This is a genomic window from Paludibacterium purpuratum (assembly GCF_004363805.1).
GTDB lineage: Bacteria > Pseudomonadota > Gammaproteobacteria > Burkholderiales > Chromobacteriaceae > Paludibacterium > Paludibacterium purpuratum.
The window spans coordinates 137741-154358 of record NZ_SNZP01000012.1; the positions used below are offsets into that span (position 1 = coordinate 137741).

Sequence of the window (16618 nt, forward strand, 5' to 3'; positions counted from 1 at the left end):
CCGCGCCTACCTAGTCTTCCGCCTCGTCGCTGGCCAATAAATGAGATGCCAATTGTTTGTTGCTCTTGATGCCTAGCTTGCGCAGCTTTTCCGCGCTGGTGACCAGATTGCCGCGGCCGTCGCGCAATTTCTTCATGGCATCCAGCCAAGTATCGCGCGAGCCGTCCAGCTGCTTGCCGAGCTTCTCCAGGCTGTCGACGAAACCGACGAATTTGTCGTACATCGCCCCGCTCTGGCGCGCGATTTCCTGCGCATTCTGATTCTGGTACTCGTAGCGCCAAATACTTGCCACCGTGCGCAATGTCGCCAGCAGCGTACTGGGCCCGACAATCATGATGCGTTTTTCGAACGCTTCGTTGAACAGGTTCATATCGTGCTGTACGGCCAGCAGATAGGCCGGCTCGACCGGCACGAACATAAAGACGAAATCGAGCGTATTCAGGCTGTACAGATCCTGGTAACGCTTCTCCGACAATGTCTTGATATGGCCGCGCAATGCCAGGATGTGCGCCTTGAGCTCTGTCTCGCGCGTCGCCTCGTCCTCAGCCTTGACGTAGCGGGTATAGGCGTTGAGCGAAACTTTGGAATCGACCACCAGTTGCTTGCCTTCCGGCAGGTCGATGACCACGTCCGGCTGGTAGCGGAACGTGCCTTCGTCGCGGACCTGGGTATCGGAAACCTGCACTCGGTACTCGCGCCCCTTCTGCAAGCCGGAGGTCTCCAGTACGCGTTCGAGCACCATTTCGCCCCATGAGCCCTGAGCCTTGTTGTTGGCGCCGGTCAAGGCATTGGTCAGCGCCACCGCATCCTGGTTGAGGCGAGTGTTCAGCGCCTGCAAGTTTTTCAGTTCGACTTCCAGCGTCAGCCGTTCTTTCGAATCCTTGTCGTAAGTGTCCTGCACTTGCTTGCTGAAGGCTTGGATGCGCTCGGACAGCGGTGCGAGCAAGACCCCCAGATTGGTCTGGTTCTGCTCGGTAAAGCGCTTGCTCTTCTCCTCCAGGATGTCGTTGGCCAGCGTCTTGAACTGCAGCGTCAGCGCCTCGCGCGCCTCGGCCAACAGCGCAAGCTTCTCCTCGTGCTGACGACGCTCTTGTTGCAAGGTGGCTTGCAATGCGGCCAGTTCCTGTTCGCGCAGCCCCACGTGTTCCCGCAACTTGGTCAACAGCTCGTCGCAGGTGGCGAGCCGCTCCTTGAGGTCGAGCTCGCGCGCCGCAAGCGCGAGTTTCTCGCCTTGCAGCGCCGTCAGCGCCACGGCGGATTCGCCGCGGCCGCGCTGAAATTCGGCATCGCCCCTGGCGCGCAACACCAGTGCGCAAACACCGCCGCCCAGCAGCAGACCGGCCAACAAACTCAGGATCAGTGCCATTCAGCCCTCCAGCATTTCATCTGCCGCGGCGCGCCAGTGTTCAACGTAAATTTGCAGCTCCTTGCGCCCTTGCCATTCGTTGGCCACCAGCTGATAGACCGCTTCGATTTCGTCGGGCAGCCAGTCGGCGTAATTGAACAGCATGGCGTCGAATTCGCGCCCGCGGCTAGCCAGGCGCAACTTCAGGTGTTTCTCGCCGACCACCCGCTGTTTGAGCACCTGAAATCGGTTATAAAACGTCGGCGACGGAAATCCCTGGCCCCAAACGCAGGCGGCAAGCGATTCGGCCAATTCAAGCGAAATGTCCTGTGGCGGCAGTGCGCCGTCGGTTTCGATGGTGCGCGTGAGCTGTTTTTCGTCCAGGAGCTCGCGTGCCACACTTTCGAACGCTTCGCGGAACGTTCCCAACGCGGCTTGTCGGATCGTCAGGCCGGCGGCCATGGCGTGGCCGCCAAACTTGACGATGAGCTCCGGCTGGCGCTTGTAAACCAGATCGAGCGCGTCGCGCAGATGGAAGCCGGCAATCGAGCGTCCCGAGCCGCGCACTTCCTCACCGTCGCCTGGGGCGAACACAATGGCCGGCCGGTGGAACCGTTCCTTCAAGCGGGCGGCCACGATGCCGACCACCCCTTGATGCCAATCCTCCCGGAACAATGTCAGCGTATAGCGCGACTGCGGATCGATGTCCGACAGGTCGGCCAGCGCCTCTTCGCGCATACCCGCCTCGATATGGCGCCGTTCGCGATTGAGTTCGTCCAATTGCCGCGCGAGCCCCATAGCGCTTTCGCTGCTTGAGGCAAGCAGACAGGCGATCCCCAGACTCATATCGTCCAACCGGCCGGCCGCATTCAAACGCGGGCCAAGGGTAAAGCCCAGATCGAAGGTATTGGCCTTGTGCGCGGCACGCCCGGCAACCTGGAACAAGGCCGCCACGCCGGCGCTCATCCGCCCGGCGCGCATGCGCTTGAGGCCATTGCCGACCAGAATGCGATTGTTTTGATCCAGACGCACCACGTCGGCAACCGTACCGAGCGCCACCAGGTCGAGCAACTCGCCCAAATTGGGCTCGGCGCCATCGGCGAAGTGCTGGCGTTCGCGCAATTCGGCGCGCAGCGCCATCAGCACGTAGAACATCACGCCGACGCCGGCCAGATGCCTTGAGGCGAAATCGCAGCCCGGCTGATTAGGATTGACGATCAAGGCATCCGGCAATTGGCTGCCCGGCAGATGGTGATCGGTGATCAACGTCTCGATGCCGAGCCTTTTCGCCGCGTCCACGCCGTCGACACTGGCGATGCCGTTGTCGACAGTCAGGATGATATCCGGACGGCGGGTGGCGGCCAGTTCGACGATCTGCGGCGTCAACCCATAGCCGTACTCGAAGCGGTTGGGCACCAGAAAGTCGACGGTAGCCCCCATGGCCGACAACCCTTTGATGGCGACACTGCAGGCGGTGGCGCCGTCCGCATCGTAGTCGGCCACCACCAGGATGCGTTCTTGGCGGGCGATGGCGTCGGCCAATCTGGCGGCCATCGGCCGAATATTTTTCAGCGTCTGCCAGGGCAGCAAGGCGCCAAGACCGTCGGCGAGTTCTTCGGGTTGGGCAATGCCGCGCGCGGCGTACAAGCGCGCCAACAGAGGGGAATAGCCGCCGCGCACCAAGGTGGCGCAGGCGTCGGGCGGTACGGCTCGGGTCTGGATGTTATGCATGAGTTTCAAACAGTGAGGACAGCGTCCGCGGACGCCGCCAGAATTTCCATAGGTCGCCACGCCCGACATGGGCTTCGATCGCCAGTTCGCCATGAGACAACAGGGTCACTCCGCGCAACGAACCCTGGCGCAAGGCCTGCAACAACGGGGCAAACCAATCCTGCTCCAGCACGAGCAGCGCTTCGCGCCAGCCCCAACTGTCGCGGTATTGGGCCGCGCCCAGCAGCCGATCCAGTTCCACCCAGGCCGATGCCGGCCATGGCGTCTCCGCTTCGAGCGCCGCGAACGACCACGGCACGGCCCGAGCCTCGCCACCGTCAAGCTGGGCCAGCACTGCTTGCAGCGGTTGGTCGCTATAGAGCGCGGCCGACCGCATCAGCGGCGGCAATTCGCCAGCCCCCCACAGCCATAGGCTGTTGATGCGAGGTTCGCCGCGCGCCTCGCGCGCCTCGTTGACCGGATGAGTGAACAGCAGCATCTGAGCTTCGTTGAGCATGCGGCTAAGCATCAGGCCATCCGGCCCGTGCGGCAGAAAATCGTCGACATTTTCGCCGACCACGTCCGGCAGACTATGGAAGCCGGCGTCGGGCGCGGCGGATAGCGACACATACCATCGGGCCGGCGCCGGCGCGTGAAACAGCAGTCCATCGTCAGCGAAATGGCGATTGAGCGCCTCGATCAGCGCGTCGGCCTCCTGGCGGTCGATCCGCATCACCCCGGCATCGGCCAACAAGGCACGGTCGCGGTCGATACGCCAAGTGACCGGGTCAGCCAATAGCCAATAGCGTCCATGCGTGGACAGTCCATCAAGATCGGCCGCCGCTTGCGCCATGGGCAACTGAGCCAAACCAAACGGCGCACCCAGCCGGACGGACCGCCGGCATGGCGCAATCGTCAGCCGGCCGCGCCCCAGCAAGGTCGCCAGCGCGGGCAACGATAAATCGGCGGCGACCGCCGCCGCGTCGTGGGCATCCAGCCAGCTCAGACCGGGAATGGACAGGGTTAAGTGCATGCGGGCTTCTCGTTTGCTTCATACTTGAACGTCAAGCTGGACGGACAAGGGCTTGCCCCTTGCCGCGAGCTTGCGTATTTTACCCTTCTTTCGCATGCCGTGCCGTTTTGCCATAGCGAGCATGCGATCGTCACAGATTCATGCGCAGCGGGAGCGGATATGGGGGAGTTATTTGTCGGCATGATGTCCGGCACGAGCCTGGACGGTGTGGATGCCGTGCTGGCGGCATTTAACGCGGACGGTGGCTTGATGGTGCGCGCCGAGCACGCCTTGCCTTATCCGGACGAAGTGCGCGCCGAAGTGCTGGCCCTACAGCTGACGGATGGCGACGAATTGCGTCGCGCCGCACTGCTGGCAAACCGACTGGCCGATCTGTACGCCCGCACCGTCAACGAGTTGCTGGCCGCAACCGGTGTCGAGCCCTCTCAAGTACGTGCCATCGGCTGTCACGGACAAACGATCCGCCATGCGCCGCAAGACGGCTACACACTGCAAATCGGCAATATGGCGCGACTGGCCGAACTGACCGGTATCGACGTGGTCGGCGATTTCCGCAGCCGGGACGTGGCGGCTGGCGGTCACGGCGCGCCACTGGTGCCGGCCTTCCACCGCGCGGTGTTCGCCCACCCCGAGCGCGCCCGGGTGATCGTCAACATCGGCGGCATCAGCAATCTAACGCTACTGATGCCGGGCGAGCCGGTCTCCGGCTTCGATTGCGGCCCGGGCAATATGTTGATGGATGCCTGGTGCCAGCGCCACCTCGGCCTGCCCTTCGACCGCGACGGCGACTGGGCGGCTGGCGGCCGTGCCGACCCGATGTTGTTGCGCGCACTTCTGTCAGAGCCCTTCTTCGCCGCGCCGCCTCCCAAGAGCACCGGCCGCGACCTGTTCGATTTGCCCTGGCTCGAGCGCACGCTGGCGAACTTCCCCCATTTATCGGCGCAGGACGTGCAAGCGACCTTGCTCGAATTGAGTGCGGCCGGCATCGCAGACGCCATCGCACGCTATGCCGACGCGGCCGAGGAAGTGTTCCTGTGTGGTGGAGGCGCCTTCAATCGCACGCTCACGGCGGCGCTACGCGCGCGCATGCCGCGGCGCCACCTGGATCACACCGCGGAGATCGGCCTGCCGCCGCAGCAAGTCGAGGCGGCCGCCTTCGCCTGGCTGGCGTACCGCACACTGGCGCGCGAGCCTGGCAATCTGCCGGAAGCGACCGGCGCACGCGGCTTGCGCATTCTGGGCGCGATCTATCCACGTTAAGAATCGTCGGCTCATCTAGTGCGGAGCGCCTCTTCCCGTCGATAACGTTGTTATAAAACTACAACAAACCCACAATATGACATCGAATTGATCAGGGTCAATTCGGACAAGTCGCGCCGGACTGTGAACATAGCGCAACAATTCTTGACTACAAAACATGCTTATTAGCGCCGTTATTTTGTTACTTTGCGCAAAAGCGATCGTTTTGTGTTGTTTTTTTGTTACAAAAAATAAAACACATATTCATTAAATATCAGCAATTTAAGTATTGCCACGTAGTAATTCCGCACTAAAACGTCGACCCGTTTGCCACAATATTTTGTGTAGTTTTACAACAACATTGCCTACCCCACTTAACATCCGCTCAACCACCACAGGGAGGTGGTTATGGCGGCCGCGCATGGCCCACTCCACGCGCGGCTCGCATAACTAATAAGGGGTAAGAAAATGCAACTCAAGCAAATCACACTCGCAGTCCTGGCAACCGTTGCCGTTGGCGCTTCCTCCGTCGCCATGGCCGATGACGGCGGCGTTACCATTTACGGCTTCATGCGCGCCGGCGTCGTGAACTTCAACGGCAATGCCAATAACACCTGGGGCTACACCACCAAGTCCAACACATCCACCACCAATATTGCCGGCCGTTCCGAAATAAACTTCAAGGGCAGCGAAAACCTGGGCAACGGGCTGCACACGGTGTGGCAAGTGTCGAACCGTTTCGCCACGACCGGCAACAACGTCGACGATCAGGGCGGCAATTTCAGCGGCAAGGGTCTGGCGACCAACGACACCTTCGTCGGCCTGCAGAGCGAAACCCTGGGTACGTTGGTGATGGGTACCAACTACGGCATTTACGAAGACGGCAAGTACGACCACACCTTCGTGGTCGGCCCGGACCAAATTCAAGGCTGGTACGGCAACACCGAAGGCCACAACATGGTGCGTTATGACTTGCCGGCGTTCGGCAACCTGCACGCCGCCCTGCAGTACGGCACCAGCGAGGACGCCACCACGACGTCGTCCGCCCACCACAACGCCACCCTCAATGTCAGCTACGACAATGGCTTCTGGGGCTTGTCCGGTGCATACACTTCGTCCAACGACCTGACCAACGCGGGCGTAGGCAAACTGGCTTGGGGCACCAACACGACCGACAGCGGCACGCTGGGCCAGGCACACCTGACCGCCACGATCCGTCCGACGGACGCGCTGCAATTCGCCGTCGAATGGCAACAAGACAAGCTCAACGGCAATACGACCAACAGCACCGCCTTGTACGCCTATTACACGGTCGGCGCCGCCGAGTTCGGCATGCAGGGTGGCGTGCAGTCCTATAGCGGTCACAAGCCAGGCGATCTGAAGAGCGGCAAGTTCTACGACGCCTTCGTTCATTACAGCTTCAGCAAGTCCACCACCGCCTTTGTCGAAGTCATGGATAGCAAGGACGGCGTCCTGGCCTATAACGCAGGTCAATCGACCGGCAACCGTGTCATGACCGACATCGGCCTGACCAAGAGTTTTTAAGTAACTGTTTTTGCCGTAAACCACGAAGCCCCCGCGCGCCGAACCGCTCCCTCGGTGCGCGCGGGGTGCAAGTGGCTCGCCACGCCATACGCGTGGCCACCGTGTTGGAGCCATTCCTTTCTTTTGATGCAGGTAGTCCCTGAGCCCCTGCCGCTTGTCGTGTGCGAGCGGCAGTTTTTTTGCGTGCGGATGGCCGCGTTTTAGGCGCGATCTATCCACGTCAAGAATCTTCATTTAAGCCAGCCACCCCACGGAGCTTGGGGCTATTGCTATAATCCGTCCGGTTTTTCTGAGCGCTAAATTGGAGAGTGGCATGCACGACTTTAATCCGGAGGGCATGGCGGCGATGTACCGCGCCATGATTCGGGAAGAAATCGAATCCCTAAAGGCCCCGGTCAACGTGGTCGGCTTCCTGGTCTCCGACGATCCCGCGTCGGCCACCTACGCTCGCTACACCGAGGACGGCTGCAAGGATGTCGGCATCCATTTCGCCTTGGCACACAAGGCCCGCGAGGAGATCGCCGACGCGATCCGCGCCGCCAATGCCGATCCGGCGGTTCACGGCATCTTCGTCTACTACCCGATCTTCGGCGACGAACGCGATGCGGAGATCAAAGACCTGGTCGATCCCAAAAAAGACGTCGAGGGATTGACTACTTATTGGATGGACAAGCTCTACCGCAACGAGCGCTTCGACGACAACGACCGGCGGCACCGCGCCATCCTGCCCTGCACCCCGCTGGCGATCATCAAGGTTCTGGAAGCCACCGACGCCTATAGCCCCGGCGGGCTGCCGTTTCGCGACCAGGTCATTACGGTGTTCAACCGTTCGGACGTGGTGGGCCGACCGCTGGCCTACATGCTTGCCAACGATGGCGGCACGGTCAATTCGTTCGACGTGCACGGCGGCGTGGTCATCGGCGCCGGCAAGTCGGCCGATACGCCGATCGACCGCGCCACGGCCCTGTCCCGCTCGGACATCGTCATCACCGGTGTGCCGTCGCGCCAGTTCGAGAAAATCCGCGCCGAGGAGCTCAAGCCGGGCGCCATTTGCCTGAATTTCTCCTTCGTAAAGAATTTCGAGGATGCCGCCCGCGATGCGGCTCGGATCTACGTGCCGCGCGTCGGCCCGCTGACGGTGGCCATGTGCTTGCGTAACGCCAGCCGCCTCTACCGCAATTACCACTGCTAAACACTGTCGGCGTTAGGGGCTCTCGACAGCCCCTTCGCCGCAATCTCAATGTTTCATGCCCAAGAATTAACCTTTTAGAGTTATTCTTGTTAAGTGCATATCTATCAATGCTTCGCGATTGCACGCGTCCGCTATATAATCCCTCGCTGTTATCGACCATATAGAGCCTATGCGACTTTTCAAGCGAAAAGCGGTTGTCCGCAATCGCCAAACCCAACTGCCTCCCCGCTTGGGCGCACTGATGCGCGAAGCCTGGTGGCTTTTGATGGCGGTTGCCGCGGTCTATCTGGTTCTGATCCTGGCGAGCCATTCGGCGCAGGACCCCTCCTGGTCGCACAGTTCGTCCGATCCCACCGTGCGCAATTACGGCGGCGCGTTCGGCGCTTGGCTATCGGACATGCTGTTATTCATTTTCGGCGCGTCAAGCTGGTGGCTAGTGGTGTTTTGTCTGGCGGCCATCGTTTGGGGCTATCGGCGCATGGATCAGGAAGGACTGGCACCGAGCGCCTTCAACGTCGTGTCGTTGTGCGGCTTCTGGTTGCTGTTGCTGGCAAGTGCCAGCCTCGAATTCATTGTGCTGGGCGAGCATATCGCCGGGCAACTCCCTTCCGGCGGCGTGATCGGCCATTTCCTCGGCCGGGCCGCGCGCCATGCGCTGGGCTTGTCCGGCGCCAGCTTGTTGCTATCGACTCTGGTGGCGATCGGTTTTTCGTTGTTCGCCGCCATTTCCTGGCTCGACATCATGGAACGCATCGGCACCTGGGTCGAACAGGGGGTGCTATTCGTCTACCAGACCTGGCAGGCGCGCCGCGATCGGGAAATCGGCCGCAAACAAGCGCAGCGGCGCGAGGAAAAAGTCAGTAGCGAGAAGAAACGGCACGAGGACTACCAGCCGGTGCGCATCGAAACGCCGCCGGTCGAACCGGTCGCTGCGCCGAAACCGCAAAAACCGGTACAACAGTCGCTATTCGCCGACCCGGCCGACAATGCCCTGCCTGGCTTGAGCCTGCTCGAACCGGCGCGCGACACTCCCGAATCGGTCTCGGCCGAAACCGTGGAATACACCTCGCGTCTGATCGAGCGCAAGCTCGCCGACTTCGGCGTCGAAGTCAAAGTCGTGGCCGCCTACCCCGGGCCGGTCATCACACGCTACGAAATCGAGCCGGCCGTGGGCGTCAAAGGCTCGCAAATCGTCAACCTGATGAAGGATCTGGCCCGCGCACTCAGCCTGGTATCGATCCGCGTGGTGGAAACCATCCCCGGCAAGACCTACATGGGGCTTGAGCTCCCCAACCCGAAGCGACAAATCGTGCGCCTATCGGAAATCATCGGCTCGGATGGCTACCAGAACCATACATCCCGCCTGACCATGGCACTGGGCAAGGACATCGCCGGCCAGCCAGTCTCGGCCGACTTGGCCAAGATGCCGCACGTCCTGGTGGCCGGCACCACCGGCTCGGGCAAATCGGTGGCGATCAACGCCATGATTCTGTCGTTGCTCTACAAATCGACGCCCAAGGAAGTCCGGTTGATCATGGTCGACCCCAAGATGCTGGAGTTGTCGATCTACGAGGGCATTCCGCACCTGCTGGCGCCGGTCGTGACCGATATGAGGCACGCCGCCAACGCGCTGGACTGGTGCGTGGCCGAGATGGAACGACGATACCGGCTGATGTCGAAGCTCGGCGTGCGCAACCTGGCGGGCTACAACCAGAAGATCCGCGATGCCGAAAAGGCGGGCGAGCATGTACCCAACCCCTTCTCGCTGACACCGGAAACGCCCGAGCCGCTGGAAACGCTCTCGTTGATCGTGGTGGTGATCGACGAACTGGCCGACTTGATGATGGTCGCCGGCAAGAAGATCGAAGAGTTGATCGCCCGCCTGGCGCAGAAGGCCCGGGCGGCAGGCATTCACCTCATCCTGGCCACCCAGCGACCGTCGGTGGATGTGATCACGGGCCTGATCAAGGCCAACATTCCAACCCGTATCGCTTTCCAAGTGTCCAGCAAGATCGACAGCCGTACCATTCTCGATCAGATGGGCGCGGAAACCCTGCTCGGCCAGGGCGATATGCTGTACCTTCCGCCCGGCACCGGCTATCCGCTACGCGTGCACGGCGCCTTTGTCGCCGACGACGAGGTGCATCATGTGGTCGAATACCTGAAAACCACCGGCGAACCGGACTATATCGAAGGTATTTTGAGCGGCACCGCCGACAGTGGCGCCGAGGATGATGGCGGCGCACCGTTCGCCACCGACGACGCCGAGGCCGACCCCCTCTACGACGAAGCAGTGGCCGTGGTCCTGAAAACCCGGCGCGCGTCGATCTCCTCGGTGCAGCGCCACTTGCGCATCGGTTACAACCGCGCAGCACGACTCATCGAGCAAATGGAAGCCGCGGGCCTGGTCTCGTCGATGGAAACCAATGGCAACCGCACGGTGCTGGCCCCCTCGCGCGAAGAATAGTCCCATGCCCCAGGATGCCGCCATGTCCAATCCCAACCAGTCCTCCGGCTACCGGTCAGATGCACACGCCCGTATCGGCATATTGCTGCTGAATCTGGGCACGCCGGACGCCCCGACGCCCGCCGCCTTGCGCCGCTATCTCAAAGAATTCCTCTCCGACCGGCGTGTTATCGAGATACCGCGCGGGCTCTGGTGGCCGCTGTTACACGGCGTGATCCTCAACCTGAGGCCGCGACAGTCGGCTCGCAAGTACGCAAGTATTTGGAGCAAACAAGGCTCGCCGCTTTTGGTGGAAACGCTGGCGCAGCGCGATGCCTTGGCTGAGGCGTTGGCAAACCGCGGCCATACCGACGTGACCGTGGCCTGCGCCATGCGTTACGGCAAGCCGTCGATTGCCATGGCCCTCAACGAATTGCGGGCGCAGCACGTCGACCGCTTGCTGGTGGTGCCGTTATACCCGCAATATTCGGCGGCCTCGACCGCCTCGGCGCTGGACGGCGTTTTCGCCCAACTGATGCGCGAGCGCAACATGCCCGCGCTATGCACCGTGCGCGATTTTCACGATCACCCGGCCTATATCGCCGCTCTGGCACGCCAAATCAGCACCGATTGGGAAGTCAACGGCCGGCCCGACGTGCTGGTCATGAGTTTTCACGGCATGCCGCGCTTCACCTTGGAACGCGGCGATCCTTACTTCCACCAATGTCAGAAAACGGCGCACTTGCTAGCCGAGGCGCTGCAGCTGGCTCCCGAGGCATGGCGCATCAGTTTCCAGAGCCGTTTCGGCCGCGCCGAATGGCTTAAGCCCTATACCGTTGAAGTGGTGCGCGAGCTGGCGCAAGGCGGCACGCGACGCATCGACGTGGCATGCCCCGGCTTCGTGGCCGATTGTCTGGAAACCTTGGAAGAAATTGCGATCGAGGTGCGGGAGGAGTTCGAGCGCCATGGCGGCGTCTATCGCTATCTGCCTTGCCTAAACCACAGCAGCGACTGGATCGAAGCACTGGTGGAAATCGTCGCGCCGCATTTGGCCGGCTGGACAAAGGCGGACGTACACACCATCAAGGCCCCCAGCCCGCCCCCCACGACAGACTGAATGCCATCACTCCGGCACGGCGATGTCGCCGAGAAACTCGTCGAACCGCCCCGGCGCAACCGCCCCGGCCCCTGCCGTCAGCCAGCCGATCGGATCCTGGCCGTCGACACACCCCAGATTTGGCGTATGGACGAAGTAGCCGAGTAGGCGCTGCAGTCGCTCGGGCAAGGTGCGCGCCAGTGCGGGCGGCACAGCCAGGTACTGGTTCTCCGCTTGGCGCAGCCACCCCAGGCAATAACTCAGCACCACCCCGGTACGCGTGCTATCGCTGCAGTTCGCCCCACCGCCATGCACCACCGACCCGAGATAGATCAATACAGAGCCGGCGGGCATGGCGGCGCTCACCGCCTCGTCCGCCTGCGGCAGACGTTCGTCGGGCCAGCGGTGGCTGCCCGGCACCACACACGTGGCGCCATTGTCGGCAGTGAACGCATCGACCGCGAACATGCAATTGAGCATGGTTTCGCCTTCAGGCAAACGTGTACGGAACATCAGGCCATCGCGATGCAGGAACTGGGCCTTTTCTCCTGGGCCGATGCGGATGGCCTGGGTAAGATTGAGCTGATAGGCCTCGCAATTGGGCAACAGAAACGCATCGATGATCCGTAATAGCAGCGGGTCGATCGCCAGTTCGCGGCATACCGGCACGCGTTCGATCAGACCGCTCATGCGCCGCGTCGCACGGCCGAAAAACGGCCCACTACAGTCGGGAATATCGCGCAGGGTAGGCAAGAGCGAAGCGCGGAGCCGGTCGAGCACCTCTGGCGCCATGAAATGCTCGACGACAATCCCGCCATCGCGGTCGAGGGCGCCGATCATGTCGACCACATCATCAGTGGGAGAAAAATGCTGCAGGGTCGCCATGGCATGCTCCGGACAAATGAATGGGAATGTTATTCAAACACCCCCACCGGTGCAATGGCACTGAACCTTCTACCAGGTATCGCGGCGTCATGGGACGAACCGCGGTGCACGGATGAAAACCGGCCGGGCTTCCCGGCCGGGGGGGGCATCCGTCAGAAGCGTAGCGACATGCAGCTCACGCCGCCGTCGATCTTACGGAATTCGGACGTGTCGACCTCGATCACCTCATAGCCGAGCGCCTTCACCTTCGCCAGCGCAGTCGGATAGCCTGACGGCATAATCACGCGGTCGTTCACCCAAATACTGTTGGCGGCATACGCCTCCTCTTGCGGGATCTCGATGATGTTGAATTTCTGGAACTCGGGCTTGGTGACGAATTCGCCGGCAGCAAGCAAATTGTTGTGCTCCAGATAAGACAGACCGGTCTTCAGGTGCAGAACCTTTTCCAGCCGAACGATCGAGCCGCTCATGCCATGTTTTTCCAGGATGGCGATCATCTGGCGGGCGCCTTCCGGATTCGTGCGGGCGGAATGGCCAATATAGAAATGCGTGCCAACCATCATGATGTCGCCGGCCTCGACCGTACCCGGCGCCTCGATGCTTTCCACTTTGTCGTAGAAACGGCGAATGGTGTCGGCGATCAGTGCGGTTTCTCCACGGCGCGATTCGGCACCGGTGCGGTTGAGAATTGCGCAATGCGGCGTGCACAACACCGGATCCTCGACGAAGACCGAATCGGGATAATCTTCGGTCGGCGGCAAAATAGTCACGTCGACATCGCACTGCCGCAAGGCCTGGATGTAGCTGTCGTGCTGCTCGAGCGCTTTTTCGTAAACCGGTTTGCCAAGGTGGGCGGAAGTCAGGCCATCAATCAATGCGTGGCAAGGTGTACGGACAATAATATGGTTAAACATGACATTTCCTTACGCGGATAAACGACATGGTGGAGAAAAGCCAGCCCCGACGTCATCGCAACTTCCATGCCAGAAAATAGCGGCCGATCACCAGTCAAATGGCTGGAAATCAGCCATTTTTATACGTTTCAGGCTTGACCCGTTTATCATTTCGCCTTTAGATGGTCGAAAAACCGACACCCGTCGAAATTTCGACGGCACACCATTTGGAATTTTTGGTCATGATCGACGAAAAATCGACACTTACGACAACCGACGACCTCGCCTGGCTCGTTCGCTGCCTGAGAGACGGACTGGACGACCTGGATCGCGCGGTGACCGTCATCGATCGCGAAGGTCGTTTCGTCTACTACAACCGTGCCAGTGCGCGCATGGACGGCGTGGATCCGACACAGATAATCGGCCGGCCGATATTGGAGGCCACGCCCTGGCTCGATGCCGATCAAAGCACACTGCTGCGCTGTCTACGGGATCGGAGCGGCGTACGCGACAACTATCAGGCCTACCACGGCCCCGGCGGTCACAAGATGCATTACTTGCACAGTGCCCAGCCGATTTTCGACCGCGATGGCAATCTACTTGGCGCCATCGAGATCGGTCGCATCGTGCGCGACATGCCGCGCGATGTGGCGGCGAACAAAGCGCTGCCACCGGAAATCCTGACCGAAGACGCGCATATGGCCGAGCGGATCGCCCGCGTCGACGCCTACGCCGGAACCGACCTGCCGATTCTGATCTACGGGGAAACCGGCACCGGCAAAGAGCTGTTTGCCCGCCGAGCGCATGCGATGAGCGGTCGCGCAGACCGGCCCATGCTCTGCCTCAACTGCGCAGCGATCCCCGATACGCTACTCGAAAGCACCCTGTTCGGTACCACGCGCGGCGCCTTCACCGGTGCGGAAAACCGCAAGGGCCTGTTCGCGCTCGCCGATGGCGGCACACTGTTTCTCGATGAAATCAACTCGATGCCCGTGTCGCTGCAGAGCAAGTTGCTACGGGTACTACAAGATGGCAGCTTCACGCCGCTCGGCAGCCAGCAGAGCCTGCAATCCGATGTGCGGCTTATCGCCGCGCTCAATCAGCCGCCGCGCGAAGCGCTACGACAGGGGCGACTGCGCGAGGATCTGTACTACCGGCTCAACGTCGGCTATATCGCCATCCCGCCGTTACGCGAGCGGGCGGGCGATCTGCAGCTACTCGCCCGGCACTTCATCGCCGTCCACGCCACCCGGCTCGGCTCCGTGGCCACCATGCTCGGCGAGGCGGCGGCCGGCCAGCTCGCACGGCATACCTGGCCCGGCAATGTACGTGAATTGGAAAATGTCATGCAGCGCAGTGTCTTACTGCACCGAGAGAATGCCGCAACGCTTGCGCGGGTGGTCATGGAAGATGTCGATGCGGTGCCGACGCAGCCCGAAGTGTTAGGACATTCGCTCGACACCGCCCTGCGCCGCCAGGAAGCGATCTGGATCCGCCAAGCGCTCGACGCGCACGAAGGCAACGTTAGTCAGGCAGCGCTGACGCTCGGCCTGGCTCGTACCACGCTGATTTCGCGCATGCGCCGCTTGAACCTTGCCGCCGCAGGCATCTGAACTGGAAGTGTATTTATTCCGACAAACGACCACATGCCGTTTGGGTGCCATGACACCCTAAATCGCATAAGTCACTCTTGAACGGCTAAGCCGCTTAGAGCCAGGCACGCAACAACCTGACAGGGCTTTGCCAACTGTTTGTTTCCTGAATTTTGTATTCGTTGACACCATAAACAACTGATTAGCATAATCGACTCAGTTGGTGGGACGCATGATCTGCGTCAGTAAACCAGCGACAAAGGATCACCAAATCTACAAAGAAATAAGGGAAACAGAATGAAAAACACTGCTCGTCTGACATTGATGGCAGCCGCGGTTTTGGCTCTGGCAGCCTGCGGCAAACAGGGTGGGGGCTCCTCCGACGCATCGGGCGCCGCCTCCAGCGCTCCGGCCGCATCGGCGCCTGCCGCCGATAACGGCAATGTAGTCAAGATCGGCCAGGTTTCGCCGATGTCGGGCCCGATTTCCCATCTGGGCAAGGACAACGAATTCGGCGCCAAGCTCGCCATTGCCGACCTGAACGCCGAAGGCGTAACTATCGGCGGCAAGAAGGTGACCTTCCAGTTGGTATCCGAAGACGACCAGGGTGATCCGAAGATCGCAACCCAGGTTGCCCAGCGCCTAGTGGACAACGGCGTCGTCGGCGTGGTCGGCCACTTGAACTCCGGCACCACCATCCCGGCCTCCAAGATCTACTCCGATGCCGGCATTCCGCAGATTTCCCCGTCCGCCACCAACCCGGACTACACCAAGCAAGGTTACAAGACCACCTTCCGCGTGATCGCCAACGACGTGCAGCAAGGCGGGGCGCTGGGCGCCTATGCGGTCGATGTCGCCAAGGCCAAGAGCATTGCCGTCATCGACGACCGTACTGCCTACGGCCAAGGCCTGGCCGATCAATTCGTCAACGCCGTCAAGGCCAAGAACGGCAAGATCGTCGATCGCGAATTCACCACCAACTCCGCGACCGATTTCTCCGCCATTCTGACCGCTATCAAGGCCAAGAAGCCTGACATGGTGTTCTACGGCGGCATGGATGCCCAGGCCGGCCCGATGGCCAAGCAAATGAAGCAACTTGGCATCAAGGCGCGACTGATCGCCGGCGACGGCGTGCAGACACCGGAGTTCATTAAGCTGGCCGGCGATGCCGCCGAGGGACAGTTTGCCTCGATGGCCGGTGTGCCGCGCGACAAGATGCCGGGCTTCAACGCCTTCAACGACAAGTTCAAGAAGGCATTCAACACCGAGATCCAGATCTACGCGCCCTACGAATATGACGCAGTACGCGTCTTGGTCGATGCGATGAAACGCGCAAACTCCACCGACCCGAAGGCCTACCTGCCTGAATTGGGCAAGACCGCCTACGATGGCGTAACCGGTCATGTCGAGTTCGACGACAAGGGCGACGTGAAGAACGCCAGCGTCACCGTATACCAAGTCAAGAACGGCAAGTGGGAAGTGGTTTCCGTCGTCGGCGGCCCCAAATAAGCCCAATCGCCCGACTCAGCAAAAACGGCACGCTTTGCTGAACTGCACCCCAAGAGTTGGACACCGTTCCAACCTTTGGGGTGTTTTTCATGGCAAAACATAATGAAGATTTCAAACGTACCGTCGTTCAGGA

At 61.1% G+C, this 16618-nt stretch carries 12 protein-coding genes; 7 read left to right on the forward strand and 5 right to left on the reverse strand.

Annotation, left to right across the window (positions count from 1 at the left end; all coding sequences use genetic code 11):
- Nucleotides 1-10 precede the first annotated feature (10 nt).
- The 3 genes from DFP86_RS14865 to DFP86_RS14875 are packed head-to-tail and all read right to left on the reverse strand — an operon-like array spanning nt 11 to nt 4088.
- Nucleotides 11-1366, reverse strand: coding sequence for a DNA recombination protein RmuC (locus tag DFP86_RS14865; protein ID WP_133682624.1), 1356 nt, complete (start codon nt 1364-1366; stop codon nt 11-13).
- Nucleotides 1367-3076 (reverse strand): single-stranded-DNA-specific exonuclease RecJ, encoded by a 1710-nt coding sequence (recJ, locus tag DFP86_RS14870; protein WP_133682626.1) that lies wholly within the window; start codon nt 3074-3076, stop codon nt 1367-1369.
- Entirely contained in the window at nt 3069-4088 is a 1020-nt protein-coding gene (locus DFP86_RS14875) for a hypothetical protein (RefSeq protein ID WP_133682628.1), read from the reverse strand. The genes recJ and DFP86_RS14875 overlap by 8 nt, the downstream gene beginning before the upstream one ends.
- Before the next feature lie 159 nt (nt 4089-4247).
- Between DFP86_RS14875 and DFP86_RS14880 the strand changes: the two genes are divergently transcribed.
- The 5 genes from DFP86_RS14880 to hemH all read left to right on the forward strand — a co-directional run bounded on the left by DFP86_RS14880 (nt 4248) and on the right by hemH (nt 11627).
- Nucleotides 4248-5348 carry an anhydro-N-acetylmuramic acid kinase gene (locus DFP86_RS14880; protein ID WP_133682630.1) on the forward strand — a complete coding sequence of 367 codons (1101 nt, stop codon included), beginning with the start codon at nt 4248-4250 and terminating at the stop codon, nt 5346-5348.
- A 447-nt stretch (nt 5349-5795) separates the two neighbouring features.
- Nucleotides 5796-6872, forward strand: coding sequence for a porin (locus tag DFP86_RS14885; RefSeq protein ID WP_133682632.1), 1077 nt, complete (start codon nt 5796-5798; stop codon nt 6870-6872).
- Nucleotides 6873-7185: 313 nt separating this feature from the next.
- The gene (locus tag DFP86_RS14890) at nt 7186-8064 is read left to right on the forward strand and encodes a bifunctional methylenetetrahydrofolate dehydrogenase/methenyltetrahydrofolate cyclohydrolase (protein ID WP_133682634.1); all 879 of its coding nucleotides are present in this window, start codon (nt 7186-7188) and stop codon (nt 8062-8064) included.
- 169 nt (nt 8065-8233) lie between these two features.
- Complete coding sequence (locus DFP86_RS14895) at nt 8234-10531, forward strand: DNA translocase FtsK (RefSeq protein WP_133682636.1); 2298 nt, start codon at nt 8234-8236, stop codon at nt 10529-10531.
- A 22-nt stretch (nt 10532-10553) separates the two neighbouring features.
- On the forward strand, nt 10554-11627 hold the full coding sequence (gene hemH, locus DFP86_RS14900) for a ferrochelatase (protein WP_133682638.1): 1074 nt from the start codon (nt 10554-10556) through the stop codon (nt 11625-11627).
- A 6-nt stretch (nt 11628-11633) separates the two neighbouring features.
- Here the strand turns inward: hemH and DFP86_RS14905 are convergent, their stop codons facing one another.
- Nucleotides 11634-12491, reverse strand: a complete 858-nt coding sequence (locus tag DFP86_RS14905) for a phytanoyl-CoA dioxygenase family protein (RefSeq protein ID WP_133682640.1) — start codon at nt 12489-12491, stop codon at nt 11634-11636.
- Between the two features lie 152 nt (nt 12492-12643).
- The gene (gene ddaH / locus DFP86_RS14910) at nt 12644-13405 is read right to left on the reverse strand and encodes a dimethylargininase (protein ID WP_133682642.1); all 762 of its coding nucleotides are present in this window, start codon (nt 13403-13405) and stop codon (nt 12644-12646) included.
- A 221-nt stretch (nt 13406-13626) separates the two neighbouring features.
- Here ddaH and DFP86_RS14915 point away from each other — a divergent pair, with 221 nt between their 5' ends.
- On the forward strand, nt 13627-14997 hold the full coding sequence (locus DFP86_RS14915) for a sigma-54 interaction domain-containing protein (protein WP_243729412.1): 1371 nt from the start codon (nt 13627-13629) through the stop codon (nt 14995-14997).
- A 276-nt stretch (nt 14998-15273) separates the two neighbouring features.
- Nucleotides 15274-16485 (forward strand): branched-chain amino acid ABC transporter substrate-binding protein, encoded by a 1212-nt coding sequence (locus DFP86_RS14920; protein WP_133682643.1) that lies wholly within the window; start codon nt 15274-15276, stop codon nt 16483-16485.
- Nucleotides 16486-16618 lie beyond the last annotated feature (133 nt).

Excerpts from the sequence above, each read along its gene's own strand:
- DFP86_RS14865 (WP_133682624.1), bottom strand. The coding sequence starts at position 1,366 with ATGGCACTGATCCTGAGTTTGTTGGCCGGTCTGCTGCTGGGCGGCGGT.
- recJ (WP_133682626.1), bottom strand. The coding sequence starts at position 3,076 with ATGCATAACATCCAGACCCGAGCCGTACCGCCCGACGCCTGCGCCACC.
- DFP86_RS14875 (WP_133682628.1), bottom strand. The coding sequence starts at position 4,088 with ATGCACTTAACCCTGTCCATTCCCGGTCTGAGCTGGCTGGATGCCCAC.
- DFP86_RS14880 (WP_133682630.1), top strand. The coding sequence starts at position 4,248 with ATGGGGGAGTTATTTGTCGGCATGATGTCCGGCACGAGCCTGGACGGT.
- DFP86_RS14885 (WP_133682632.1), top strand. The coding sequence starts at position 5,796 with ATGCAACTCAAGCAAATCACACTCGCAGTCCTGGCAACCGTTGCCGTT.
- DFP86_RS14890 (WP_133682634.1), top strand. The coding sequence starts at position 7,186 with ATGCACGACTTTAATCCGGAGGGCATGGCGGCGATGTACCGCGCCATG.
- DFP86_RS14895 (WP_133682636.1), top strand. The coding sequence starts at position 8,234 with ATGCGACTTTTCAAGCGAAAAGCGGTTGTCCGCAATCGCCAAACCCAA.
- hemH (WP_133682638.1), top strand. The coding sequence starts at position 10,554 with ATGTCCAATCCCAACCAGTCCTCCGGCTACCGGTCAGATGCACACGCC.
- DFP86_RS14905 (WP_133682640.1), bottom strand. The coding sequence starts at position 12,491 with ATGGCGACCCTGCAGCATTTTTCTCCCACTGATGATGTGGTCGACATG.
- ddaH (WP_133682642.1), bottom strand. The coding sequence starts at position 13,405 with ATGTTTAACCATATTATTGTCCGTACACCTTGCCACGCATTGATTGAT.
- DFP86_RS14915 (WP_243729412.1), top strand. The coding sequence starts at position 13,627 with ATGATCGACGAAAAATCGACACTTACGACAACCGACGACCTCGCCTGG.
- DFP86_RS14920 (WP_133682643.1), top strand. The coding sequence starts at position 15,274 with ATGAAAAACACTGCTCGTCTGACATTGATGGCAGCCGCGGTTTTGGCT.